Source organism: Sphingobium sp. B12D2B, assembly GCF_025961775.1.
Taxonomy (GTDB): domain Bacteria; phylum Pseudomonadota; class Alphaproteobacteria; order Sphingomonadales; family Sphingomonadaceae; genus Sphingobium.
The window spans coordinates 2,376,952-2,389,353 of record NZ_JAOQOH010000001.1; the positions used below are offsets into that span (position 1 = coordinate 2,376,952).

The following is a 12,402-nucleotide window of genomic DNA, read 5'->3' on the forward strand; positions in this document are numbered from 1 at the left end:
CGCCCGGTAAGGGGATGAGATGAAAACGCCTCCCCGTCGTGCAGAGAGGCGTTTCGGGATCGCGTCAGACGTTGTTGGCCTCGGCAGGCGGCAGCACCACCGGCTCGCCGCGCGTCTTCCACAAAGAGTAGAATACGCCGCCCGCCAGAATGACGAAGGTGACGCTGAGCGACACCACCGGCGGGATCTTGGCGATGCCGAGCGCATCGGCCAGGACGATCTTGGAGCCGATGAACACCAGCAACAGGCTGAGCGCATATTTGAGGTAGTGGAAGCGATGCACCATCGCCGCCAGGGCGAAATACAGCGCACGCAGGCCCAGAATGGCGAAGATGTTCGAGGTGTAGACGATGAACGGATCGGTGGTGATGGCGAAGATCGCCGGGACCGAGTCTACCGCGAACACCACGTCGACGAACTCGACCATCAGCAGCGCCAGGAACAGCGGCGTCATGTAACGGACCGTCCGCCCTGTCGCACCATCAGGCAGCTTCACCCAGAAATGATGGCCATGCAGCTCCTCCGTCACCCGGAAGCGGCGCTTGATCCACCGGAGCACGGGCGATTTGCCGACATCATACTCGGCTTCTGCATTGCGCCACATCTTGATGCCGGTGAAGATGAGGAAGGCGGCGAAGACATACAGCACCCAATCCCAGCGCTGAACGGCCGCGGCACCGAAGCCGATCATGAGCGCGCGCAGCACGATGACGCCGAGAATGCCCCAGAACAGCACGCGGTGCTGGTACAGGCGCGGAATGCCGAAATAGGTGAAGATCATCGCGATGACGAAGACATTGTCCATCGCCAGGCTCTTCTCGACCACGAAGCCCGTGACGTAATTCAGGCCCGCCGTCGGCCCAAGCTGCCACCAGATCCAGCCGCCGAAGGCCAGACCAAGCGTGATGTAGAAGGCGGACATGGCGAGGCTCTCGCGCACGCCGATTTCCTTCTCCTCCTTGTGCAGCACGCCCAGATCGAAGACCAGCAGGGCCAGCACAAGGCCCATGAACATGAGCCACATCCACGCCGGCTTGCCGAGCCAGAGAATATCCAGAACTTCCATGCGTTAGGCCCCCAGTGCCCGGGGACCGGCCAGCGACCGGCGCAAGCGGCTCATCAGCACGTCGCGGCGCAGACGCAAGCGCGCGACGAGGCGCCCATCGGGCCGCGCCTTGCCGCGTTCACTGGACAGCGCATCATCGACGCGTTGCAGCAGGATCATCAAGTTGAACGTGAAGATATTCATGAACGTCATCCTCCAAAGTGCTTTGCACGTGATCGGATGACTGGATGCCTGAGCCTGAAAAACCGAACCTGCACCGGTATCACCCGATGCGGTCCGACATCGCGAGGCGCTCATGTTTGAGCGCTGCGCCAGAGGGGCCCGGTCCGCAGGCCGCATTTTGGAGATATCCCGGCAGGTTTCAAGAGGGCGATGCGAAAAAACTTGCGTCGAGCGGCGACCGAGGCGCTATGCCAGATCACATCGCGCCTGCCGGGCCGCGAAGCCCGAGGTCTCGATCCCCATGCCACTCGATCCCCTCTACATTCTGTGCGCGGTGGTCGCCGTGGTGATTTCCGGCCTTGCCAAGGGTGGCTTTTCCGGTGCGGGCTCGCTGGCCATGCCCATTCTTGCGCTCGCCATCGATCCGGTGCGCGCCGCGGCCATCCTGCTGCCGATCCTGATCGTGCAGGACGTGGTGGGCGTCTGGGCGTTCCGCCGCACCTGGGATGGGCATGTGCTCGCGGTGATGATCCCCGGCATGACCATTGGCGTGGCGCTGGGCTATTTCTTCTCCGCGCAGGTCTCGGCGGATGTGGTGCTGGGCGTGCTCGGCGCGATCTCGATCCTGTTCGGGCTGCAGCGCCTGTGGGTCGAGCGAGGCCATGCGATCACCCTGCCCTCCAATTCCCCGGCATGGCTGGGCGTGCTGTTCGGCGTCGCATCGGGCTTCACCAGCCACGTCGCCCATGCCGGTTCGCCGCCCTTCCAGATGTGGGTGCTACCGCGCAAGCTGCCGCGCGATACGCTCGTCGGCACAACCGCCATCGCCTTTGCGGTGATGAACTGGATCAAGGTGCCGGCCTATGCCGCGCTCGGCCAGTTCACCCACGCCAATTTGCTGGCGACCGGGGTGCTGATCCCCCTCGCCCTCATCTCCACGATGCTGGGCGTGAAGCTGGTCCGCAAGGTCGATCCGGAGCGCTTCTATGTGCTGATCTACGTCCTGATGATCCTCCTTGGCGTGAAACTGCTCGCCGATGCGCTGATTTAAGTCCGGCGCGCTCCGCGCCGCACCCTTGCATTCCCCTGATGACAGCGGCGAGCGGCACGCTATGCTAAGGCGTATCGTTCTCAATCCCCCTCGCAGACGATCAGGAGACACAGATATGCGCCTCATTCACGCTGCCCTCCCCGCTCTTCTTCTTGCCGGCATCACCGGCGGGCTGGTCGCACAGCCCGGCAAGCCGGACCCCGCCGCGATTTCCGGCGGCACCTACACCGCCGATCCCGGCCACACGCTGGTGAAGTGGGAGGTCGATCATCTGGGCTTCACGCCCTATTTCGGCATTTTCGGTGACATCACCGGCACGCTCCAGCTCGACCCCAAAAACCCTTCGGCGGCCAAGGTCGATGTGACCATTCCCGTCTCCAAGGTCACCACTGCCAGCGCGGGCCTGACGGCTCACCTGCTGCGCGCGGGCAAGGACGGCAAGGCCGCCGACTTCTTCGGCCCGGCGCCCGCCGACGCCCGCTTCGTCTCGACCAGCGTCGTCGTGGACGGTCAGGCTGCCAAGATCACCGGCAACTTCACGCTGAACGGCGTGACCAAGCCGGTCACGCTCGACGCACGCTTCTATGGCGCCGGCATGGGCATGGGTAACAAGGAAAATGTCGGCTTCACCGCCACCGGCTCGATCAAGCGGAGCGACTTTGGCGTTGCTTACGGCCTGCCGATGGTCGGCGATACCGTGAAGCTCGAGATCGTTGCCGGCTTCACCAAGTAGCGCTGAGACTATCCGGCCGGTGAAGCGATCACCGGCCGGTCACAGCCCATGCGCGCAAGATGGGCGCGCCGCGCGACGATCCCGTCATCACCCTTGAAGATTGGGGAGAGCGGATAGACGCCGAGCGGCTGGAACTGCCGGAAATCCATCACCGCCACATCATAGTGTGCGCACAGGGCCGCCAGATCGGTGCCCTTCAGCATTTGCAGCGCCATCACCACCGGCTTGCCCGGCGCGCCATCGGCGCCAAAGCGCACAAGGTCGGTCATAAAATAGCCGCCGCGAATATCGACCAGCACCACATCGGCATCGGACGCGCGAATGGCCGCCATGGTCTTGGCATAGCCCCGCACATAGCGCTCCGTATCGCGCGCCTGCCAGAGCGTGCCCAGCAGCGCGAAGAGGGCGCCGGCCATCAGCAGCACACGGCCGTAGCGGGCGTCGCGCGGCACGACGGCGCGCCAGCCCAGCCCGGCGAGGAGGCAGAGCGTACCGATCTGCCCGTGCATGTATCGGAAGCCCCAGCCATAGCCCTGATAGAGCGCGAGGCACAGCCCGGCGATCACGCCCAGCAGCAGCGGTACAGCCACCGGCACGTCACGCCACACACCTCCCCAGCGCACGCCCAGCACCGCCAGCCCGGCGAGCGGCAGGAGCAGCAGATTGTTCCAGGCCATCAGCCGCGAAATGTTCAGCAGCGGCTGGAGATTATCGAGCCGACCGAAGAGGCTGATCAGCTTGTCGACGATGCTGTTGGTGCGGTGGACATCGCTTGGCGGTGCCGGGCCGACCAGCTCGGCCAGCGCCATCGGCCAGAGCCGGGCCCAGATCACCATCAGAGCGAGCGCGACACAGATATGGAACAGCGCCGGACGCCAGCGGCGATTGGCCGCCATCCACAGGATGAACGGCGCGATAAACAGCAGCGGGAAGTGCCACTGATGCAGCCCCGCGGCCAGAACTGCGACCAATGCCGCCAGTCCATGCCCCAGCGCCCCGCCACGCAACACCAGCGCCAGCCAGATCATGTTGAACGCGAAATGGCTCGTCATCGCATAAGGCGTCATGGCGGTGACGAGCAATTGCGCGGAGGTGAGCGCCATAACCATCGTCACCAGCGCAGCATCGCGCCGATCCGGGTTGAGGTGCCGCGTGATATGCCAGAGCGCGACGAGGCCCGCGCCGAGGGTCAGCGGGGCGGCGAGATCAGCCAGCCCGACCCGCTGAAACAGGCTGCGGATTGCGGCATGGACCGGCAGATAGATCGAGGTCCAATGCGTATCCGAACCGTAGGGACTGTAGAATTCCGGCTGCATCGCATGGCGGACGGCGTTCCAGGCTTCGGGAATCGGCCAGCCGATCATGCCATGGGCGAGCGCGCCCGCCGTCAGCTCGACCATCACCTCATCGCGCGAAACGCTGTAGCCATGGAAGACCCAGGTTCGCCCTAGCCAGGCGAGCAGGACAATGATGAGGATGCCGACGGGAACCAGCGCCCTCCCGGCGAAGGTGCCGCCACTTGCGTGCTGGTCAGCCAGCCGACCGCCCCGCGCCCGGAGGCCAACGATAAAACCCGCGACCAAAAGGCCAAACGCCTGCGCGTCCAGCATCCACATATCCTGCCGGGCGAACAGATATTCGGAAATGCTCCGGCCATACTGGCCGCGCAAATGCCACATCCAGGTGCCCCAGCTCAGCGCGAGGCACAGCACACCGCCCGCCACCAGCGCCGTTGCGAGAGCCAGCGGGCGCCCGTGCGCCGGATCAGACGATCGGGACATTGCCCTCACGCGCCAGATCTGCGCGAATGAACAGGCCGTCCATTTCCACCAGCAGCGGGAAATGGCCCTTGTTGTTGGCGAACACCGCATTGGGCACGAAGCCGCCGCGCTCCAGAAGCGCGATCATCGTGCGATAGTCCGTCGCGCCATCGTAGAGCGGGCGCACCGACAGTTCGGTCTGCGCGGCGGTGATCCGCCCGGCGACCGCGCTGGCCCCGGACCAGGCCTGCGCGTCATGCCCCTGCGTATCCATCTTGAGCAGAATCGCCTTGGCATCGCGCGCCGGCTCCAGATCGGGCAGCAGCGTATCGAGCCGGGCGCAGGGCACATGCACGGTGCGCGTGACCTTGTTGCGCTCGGCGAAAATCTGCTCGAGGCCGTCCTGCGGGGCATTGAGCGAGCTGAACTGGTCGGCGGCCATCAGGTGGAAGGTCGCCTCCCCATCCCGATCCGAGAGGGCGATATTGTGGACGTGCCACCGCGCATCCTTGCCGGCGATCTCCACCAGCTTGGCGCAGACCTCGGGGTGCGGCTCGAACGAGAGGATCGTGCCGCGAAAGCCGACATCCTTGCGCAACATCGTGGCATATTGCCCGGCATTGGCGCCGACATCGATGACGCAATCAATGCCGAAATGCGCAATGAGCCGGCGCAGCGAGACGATCTCGCCATATTGATGCTGGCGGCCGACAAGGCCCAGCCGCACGGCCAGCCAGCGGTCGCGCAGTTCGCGGCGGTAGCGGCGCAGGTCGATCATCCCGCGCTCTCCCCGACTGTGTGCCCCGTTCTGGCCGCGAAACGCTCACGCGCGGTCTGGTAGGCCTCCTGCGTCTGCGCGGCGGCGACATCCCATCCCGTCATCACCTGACCATGGGCGCGCGCGGCCTCCCCCGCCTCCTGCCGACGGCGCGCATCGACGATGAGCTGGCGCAGGGCCACCGCCAACGCCGGGGCATTGCCCGCCGGAAAGCGCGTCGCCACGGCATCGGGAAGATCGCCGAACATGCCGGCATCGCTGGTCACCATGGCGGCGCCATAGCGCAGCGCGGAGAGGAAGGCACCGCTCGAATCGATCTCGCGATAGGGAAAAGCCAGAATGTCCGCCGCACGCAGATGCGCATCGAGCCGATGCTCGGTGAGGAAGCCGAGATCGGTCACCAGCCGCTCGCTAAAGCCGCCGCCATGAATGGCCTGCAGAAACGCCTCGACCGGCATGAACGGCTTGCCGGCGATGGCCAGTTCGAAGGCAAGCCCGTCCCGCCAGAGATCGAGACAGGCCTGCACCAGCAAATCCAGCCCCTTATAAGGCCGAATCGTGCCGAAGAAGAGAATGCGCGGCACGGTTCCGCGCGGGACGGCGGCGAGGTCTTCCGCCGTTGCCTCTCGCAAGGTCATCGGCGGATGCGGTACCAGCGCGATGTCGGCAGGATCAATCCCCTGCTTGAGCAGCGTGTCGCGCGTCTGTTCGCCATGCACAATCAGCAGATCGAACTGGCGCAGCAGCGCCTCATAGCCGCGCCCCTGCACGCCCGAGCGATCCTCGCCATGGAACGGGCGCGCATTGTGGACGGTGTGGACCAGTGCCGTCCGGCCGGCCAGCCGATCGAGCAGGATCTTGTCCACCATCGCCAGTGGCAGCCACTGGAAATGCGCCACATCGCCCGCCAGGGAGCCGAGGCGGCCGAGCCGGGCATCCAGCGCATAATCGGCGGCCTTGGCGATCTGCCCGGCCCGGCCATCGCCCAGCACCGGCCGCAGCCGCTCGCCGATGCGGAAGAAGCGGGGCTCATAGCGGTAGCGCTTGGGCACGATGGCATCGGTTTCGCGCATTGGCCGACCGATCAGCGTTACGTCATTGCCGCGCGCGGCCAACGCCTCGCACAGCCCATCATCATAGCGCGGCGTGAACAGCGAGGGATCGATCATCGAAATCTTCACACGCTGCCCCTTGCCTGCGCCTCTGCGCCCCGCGCTCCTGTCAGATGCATCAGCATACGCCCATGAACCAGCCCCAGCGAAACATGAACAGCGGCGTAGAGAGCCAGAAACCCGGCGGAGAGAGTCCAGCCGAGGCTCTCATGCATGGGCAAGGCGAGCGGAACCGCCAGCACACTGCCGAGCAAAAGCAGCATCGAAGGCCGCAGCAAGGCCGCGAACCGCCCAAGTCCCCACTGCAGATAGACCGAGACGCAAATGAGGCTGAGGCCAAAAAGCAGCGCAATCATCATCGCAATTTCAGAATATTGCAGGTCGAGATTGCCATCGAATATGATGTGGGCGACCAGCTTTCCCGCGATCAGCAGTCCTATGCTGCCTGCCATCGTGGCACCCAGCGACCAGCCAAGGCAGCGCAGGACAGCGCGCCGCACGCCGGCCCCATCGCCCTGATAGGCCGCACGGGTCAGGCCGGGCAGAACCGTCTCCGCAAGCGCGCGAATGACGGCGGACAGCGAGCGGGACAGCTTGAACACCAGATCGAAGAGCAGCAGCGGCCGTGGGTCCGGCGTCACCGCGACGATGGTGAAATAGGGCGCATTATAGGCGCCGACATCACACAGGGTGAGAATGCCGGTCCGGCCGAAATCGGAGAGATAATGCGCGCGCACCGCCGCCAGCCCCGGCCCCAGCACAATCCAGTCGCGCCGCCGCATCGCCAATGTCGCGTGGAAGGTCGCAAGCCCGGCGCACAGCACCCCGAGCGCGACGACCAGTTGAATGAGCACCGACGCAAGGATCGGCAGCGGCCCGAGCGCGGCCAGTAGCAGCGCGAGGCCCGAGATACGGCGGATGCTGTCGAGCGCTTCCCACCAGAGATTGTGATCGACCGCCGCCAGCGCCCGCCGCGCCAGCAGGGTGAGCAGATTGAAGGCGGCGACGAGATAGAAGGTGATGAACAGCGCCGGATAGTCGGTCTTCAGCCAGCCCGTCGCGATGGCGCCACCGATCAGCACGGCGCCCAAGGCCACGAGACCAGTAAGAATCCACAGCAGGGCGACCAGCTCGGCGGGATCGAACGCGCCCTCCCCGCTCACCCGCAAGCGCCGCAACCGGGCATAGGCGATGGCGCTCAGGCCAAGCTCGGCGGACACGGTGAAGTTGGCGAAGGCGACCAGCAGCAGAAAGCCGCGAAACTCCTCAAGGGGGAGAATGCGCACGAACACGAAGGTGACGACGAAGCCCCACAGCATGGCCAGGGCCACATTGCCCAGCTTCACCAGCCCGAGCAGCCCGGAATGACGCTCAAGACGCCCCGCCAGCGCAATCAGGCCGGCCATCACCCCCGCAGGCTCATCATGCCGGACGACGGGCGCGGAACAGCGTGTCTGCCAGCGCCTCCCGCCTCACCGCCTCGGGCGGGCGGGACGCGGCATCAATCAGGTCCACCTCGAACCCGGCCGCGCGGATGCGCTCGGCAAAGTCACGGCCATATTGGCGGACATGGTCCCACTGGCCGAAGCGCCGCTCCCGCTCGCGGCCGGAGAGATCCGGCGGGCCATCCTCGCTGGGGCGATCCCACAGCGGCACCAGCAGCCAGGCCTCGCCCCCGGGCTTGAGCGCCCGCAGCAGGTTGCGCAGCACCACGGCGTCGTCCGGCACATGCTCCATCACATGGCTGGCATAGATGCGGTCGTATCGCGACTCGTCGGTCATCGCCATCAGGTCCAGGTGCTGGACGCCGGGGACTGCGTAGCGGGAGGGGTCGATATCGGCGGGCACATAATCGCCGGCATGGGCACCGAACCGCTCGATCAGGCTCGCCTCGCCCGGCGCGCAATGCAGCACCGCGCTCCAGGCCGGCAAGGTGATGACGCCTTCATCGAGGAGATGATGCATCAGTCGTTCGCGTGGCGATGCGCCGCAATCGAGGCACCCCCATTCCGCTTCGTCGCCATAGCGGAAGAAGCCCACCACATCGTGCCGGCAGGCCGGGCAGTGCCGGTCACGCGCAGCGCCGAAGGCTGACCGCACGGCCAGTTCGGCTCTCGAGAGATGCTTACCTGCGGCCTTGCGCACGCGTTGCATGGTGATCATGGCGCGAGCCTATACAATGCTGCACCCCGAAAGCGAGAGGAACCGCACATCTTTGCGTGCACGGCCTCAGTCGCGGGACTTGGCGGGCGTCCACAGCGTGAAGGTCTGCCCGCGCATGGCGAGCAGCACGCCCTTCAAAGTCGCCATATAGGCCAGCAAAAGATCGAAGATCGCCGCGAGCGGCCCGCGTCTTGCCATCGCGCCCAGCATCGCCAGCACCAGCCCGGCCGCGACCAGCGCGACTGCGGCAACGGGCGTGATCCGCCAGGCCAGTGCCAGCGCCGCCAGCACCGCCAGAGCGATCCACAGGCCACCGAACCAGCGCACAATCTTGCGCGAGCCATATTTGAACCGGTCGAGCCGGCTCATCCGCCGCAATCCCGGCCGCAAATGCCGGTGCGTGTGCCAACTGCGGGCGGCGATGCGCACCTTGCGGCGATATTCGTCCGCGCGCTGGGCCACCATCGCCTCGCGGGCGATCACGTCCTTGGCCTTGATGAGTCGGCGGCCGGCGAAGACCACGGCCATGGAGACGGTGAGATCGTCCAGCACGCTGTCGGGGAAATCAGGATAGAGCGCGCGCCGGATAGAGAAGATCGATCCGTCCGCCCCCATCACATTGCCGGTGCGCGACTCGAGATCCTTGAGATGCTCCTCAAGCCGCCAGTAGAGCGCGCCCACAGACGCCGAAGCGCTGCGATCCGCGCCATCATAATGCAGCGAGCCGAGCACGCCGCCGACCTGCGGATCGGCATAATAAGGCAGCAGCGCATCGATGGCGTCCGCATCGAGCAGCACATTGGCGTCGGTGAAGACGAGGATGTCGCCCGTGGCCATGGCCGCCAGCTGCTTCATCCCGTGCGCCTTGCCGCTGCGACCCGGCCCACGCAGCAGGGTGAGGACGTCCTGAGCCAGTGCCAGCAGGTCGCCCGTCCCATCGCTTGAGCCATCGTCGAAGGCGAGAACCTGCAAACCCGGATGCCGCGCCTTCAGCAGGCGCAAATTCTCGATCTTCGCGGGCAGCGATGCGGCCTCGTTATAAGCGCAGAAGAGCAGCGAGACGGTGGGTGGGGCCGCGCCGCCCGCGTGCTCGACCGGCTTGGTCGGCAGCAGCCGCAGGATGAGCGGATAGATGAGGAACGGCCAGACCAACAGCACCGCACATAGCACGATGATGAGGGCGAGGATCACATCGACGGGCGTCATCGTATGTGTCCCCTCCGGGCTTCCCTGTTCTCCTGCGAAAGCAGGAGTCCAGGGCGCAGCAGATGAACTTTGCCGCCCTGGGCTCCTGCTTTCGCAGGAGTACAACGCCTCTCTGCAAAACGCCCATCCTCAGAATGCATTGTCATGCGCCAGCACCCGCAGCGTCGCGACAATTATCCGCAAATCCCGCCAGATCGACCAGTTGGTCACATATTCAAGATCGGACTGGAGCCGATTGATGAGATCCTCGTGCCGGTCGGTCGGGCCGCGATGGCCACGCACCTGCGCCAGACCGGTCATGCCCGGTTTGATGCAATGGCGCGCCCAATAGCGCTCATCGACCTCCCAATAGAGGCTCTGCGCAGCCTTCGCCGCCGGAGCATGCGGGCGGGGACCGACGATGCTCATATCGCCTTTCAACACATTGAAAAGCTGCGGCAGTTCATCGATACTCGTGCGCCGCAGAAAGGCGCCGATGCGGGTCACGCGCGGATCGTCCTTTTCGGTGAGCTTGTCCGCCTTGAGGTCGCTCAGCGCCATATGCATAGTGCGGAATTTGAGGATCATGAACGGCCGCGCATCGCGCCCCAGCCGCTGCTGGCGGAAGAACACCGGCCCCGGCCCCGAGAGCTTCACCGCCAGCGCGCCGAAAATGAGGATCGGCGAGAGCGCCAGGATCGCCGGCACGCAGATCGCCAGATCGAACAGCCGCTTCAACAGCCGGTCGCGGAACAGCAATGGCCCGCCGGCCACCACCAGCGTCGGATGATCGGCAAAGGCGCTCACTTTCGCGGGCACGAACTGGCGCATCTCCGGCACCAGAATTTCCCCCTTGGCGGACAGGGAGGTAAGCGCGATGCGCCAGTCCGCGATCCGTTCGGCCGGGCACGCGACGACCACGCGCTCGGCGCCGCCGACACCATCGGCGAGGCGCTCGGCCATCTTGGCATCCCGCGCGGTGGGGTCGAAGCCGATCGCCTGCGCATCCACCCGCCACGCATCGCGCGGCGTTTCGATCTCGACGCCATCGACCAGCAGCACCGTGATGTGCGGCACCGTGCCGACCAGCCAGATTGCCAGCCTGTCGATCAGCGGACGCACCGCGATCAGCCCGCCGGCCGACAAGGCGAGGCCGACCATGAAGGTGAGACGCGACAATTGCTCGGCGATCTTGCCGAGATAGATAATGAACAGGGTCAGCATCACCGCTTGCGCCAGCGACCATACCGCCTTGGCGGCGCTCGCCCGACGATTGCCGATCATCCTTATCCCGTAGACGCCGCCATGCACGGCAATGAGCACGTAGACCGGCACGATCATCGCGGCCATCACCAAGCCATGCGGCTTGCCCGGCTCGCCGATGAGGGACCCCAGTACCAGCAGATTGGCTAAGGCAAAGGCCAGCCCGAGCACCAGCATGTCGAGCATGATGCTCAGCAGATAGAGGCGCAGGCGTGCTGCTTCCTTCGACTGCGCTGGTTTGGCTGCCATGGCCGCGCGCTATGCCCCTGCGCGGGGGCCGTCAACGAGATTGTGCGTGGGCGGCGCGGTGGCATCCGTCGCAGTTCCAGCAACATATGTCCCGCGCCGGGGCAGGAATTCGGGATCATCGCTGGAATATCGTGTATGACCCTTTTATGACGGCCGCCCCAGAACGCCGCGGAGAGATGATGCAGCATAGCCCCAACAGACCAGCGCCAGCCGTGAACAGGATTCAAAACAACCTGCTTGCGGCGCCGGAGAGACGTCTGCTGAACTGGCTGTGCAGCATCATGCCCCGCTGGGTCACGCCCGATATGCTCACGACGCTGGGCGTGGTGGGCGGGCTTGCCACCTTCGTCGGCTATGCCGGCAGCAGCTTTGGCGACCAATGGCTGTGGCTGGCGATGGCCGGCTATGTGATGCAGTGGTTCGGCGACTCGCTGGATGGCAGCCTCGCCCGCTATCGCCACATCGAGCGGCCGTCCTACGGTTACTTCATCGACCATAGCTGCGACGGGATCGTGACCCTGCTCATTCTGGGCGGCATGGGCTTCAGTCCCTATGTCCGGGTGGACGTCGCGATGTTCGCGGTCGTCGGCTATCTGCTGCTCTCCATCCACGCCTATCTCGCGGCTCGGGTGATGGGCGAATTCAAGCTCTCCTACGGCATTGCCGGGCCGACGGAGCTGCGCTTCGTGCTGATCGGTATGACCATTGGGATGATGCTCACCGACCCCACCCGGGCACCGGCCATCTCGCCGTTCGACATGATCGTCGGCGGCGTGGGCGTGATCTTCGTGGTGCTGTTCGTCAGCCAGACGCTCGTTGCGGGCCGTCAACTGTCCCGGTCGGACAACGCCCGGCGCGGCTAAACGCCGCCGCGCCGAAC

Annotated in this window: 12 protein-coding genes; 3 read left to right on the plus strand and 9 right to left on the minus strand. The window is 65.5% G+C overall.

The window, feature by feature from the left end; all coding sequences use genetic code 11:
- Window positions 1-64: 64 nt before the first annotated feature.
- Together M2335_RS11285 and M2335_RS11290 are read right to left on the minus strand one after the other, a co-directional pair.
- Entirely contained in the window at window positions 65-1,066 is a 1,002-nt protein-coding gene (locus M2335_RS11285; protein WP_264594743.1) for a TerC family protein, read from the minus strand.
- A 3-nt stretch (window positions 1,067-1,069) separates the two neighbouring features.
- On the minus strand, window positions 1,070-1,249 hold the full coding sequence (locus M2335_RS11290) for a hypothetical protein (RefSeq protein WP_264594744.1): 180 nt from the start codon (window positions 1,247-1,249) through the stop codon (window positions 1,070-1,072).
- Window positions 1,250-1,529: 280 nt separating this feature from the next.
- On the opposite strand from M2335_RS11290, the gene M2335_RS11295 reads away from it, so the two are divergent.
- Window positions 1,530-2,279, plus strand: a complete 750-nt coding sequence (locus M2335_RS11295; RefSeq protein WP_264594745.1) for a sulfite exporter TauE/SafE family protein — start codon at window positions 1,530-1,532, stop codon at window positions 2,277-2,279.
- A gap of 115 nt (window positions 2,280-2,394) precedes the next feature.
- The gene (locus M2335_RS11300; protein WP_264594746.1) at window positions 2,395-3,012 is read left to right on the plus strand and encodes a YceI family protein; all 618 of its coding nucleotides are present in this window, start codon (window positions 2,395-2,397) and stop codon (window positions 3,010-3,012) included.
- Window positions 3,013-3,020: 8 nt separating this feature from the next.
- Here the strand turns inward: M2335_RS11300 and M2335_RS11305 are convergent, their stop codons facing one another.
- From M2335_RS11305 to M2335_RS11335, 7 genes are all read right to left on the minus strand, one after another.
- Complete coding sequence (locus M2335_RS11305; RefSeq protein WP_264594747.1) at window positions 3,021-4,793, minus strand: MFS transporter; 1,773 nt, start codon at window positions 4,791-4,793, stop codon at window positions 3,021-3,023.
- On the minus strand, window positions 4,777-5,541 hold the full coding sequence (locus M2335_RS11310) for an FkbM family methyltransferase (protein ID WP_264595405.1): 765 nt from the start codon (window positions 5,539-5,541) through the stop codon (window positions 4,777-4,779). The genes M2335_RS11305 and M2335_RS11310 overlap by 17 nt, the downstream gene beginning before the upstream one ends.
- Window positions 5,542-5,546: 5 nt before the next feature.
- The gene (locus M2335_RS11315; protein WP_264594748.1) at window positions 5,547-6,731 is read right to left on the minus strand and encodes a glycosyltransferase family 4 protein; all 1,185 of its coding nucleotides are present in this window, start codon (window positions 6,729-6,731) and stop codon (window positions 5,547-5,549) included.
- Window positions 6,728-8,068: a hypothetical protein gene (locus M2335_RS11320; protein ID WP_264594749.1), complete on the minus strand. Its 1,341-nt coding sequence runs from the start codon at window positions 8,066-8,068 to the stop codon at window positions 6,728-6,730. The genes M2335_RS11315 and M2335_RS11320 overlap by 4 nt, the downstream gene beginning before the upstream one ends.
- Before the next feature lie 16 nt (window positions 8,069-8,084).
- Window positions 8,085-8,825 (minus strand): class I SAM-dependent methyltransferase, encoded by a 741-nt coding sequence (locus M2335_RS11325; protein WP_264594750.1) that lies wholly within the window; start codon window positions 8,823-8,825, stop codon window positions 8,085-8,087.
- Between the two features lie 66 nt (window positions 8,826-8,891).
- Complete coding sequence (locus tag M2335_RS11330) at window positions 8,892-10,031, minus strand: glycosyltransferase family 2 protein (protein ID WP_264594751.1); 1,140 nt, start codon at window positions 10,029-10,031, stop codon at window positions 8,892-8,894.
- A gap of 129 nt (window positions 10,032-10,160) precedes the next feature.
- Entirely contained in the window at window positions 10,161-11,522 is a 1,362-nt protein-coding gene (locus tag M2335_RS11335; RefSeq protein WP_181559278.1) for an exopolysaccharide biosynthesis polyprenyl glycosylphosphotransferase, read from the minus strand.
- A gap of 179 nt (window positions 11,523-11,701) precedes the next feature.
- Between M2335_RS11335 and M2335_RS11340 the strand changes: the two genes are divergently transcribed.
- A complete protein-coding gene (locus tag M2335_RS11340) occupies window positions 11,702-12,385 on the plus strand; it encodes a CDP-alcohol phosphatidyltransferase family protein (protein WP_264569966.1) in 684 nt (227 codons plus the stop codon).
- Window positions 12,386-12,402: the final 17 nt, after the last annotated feature.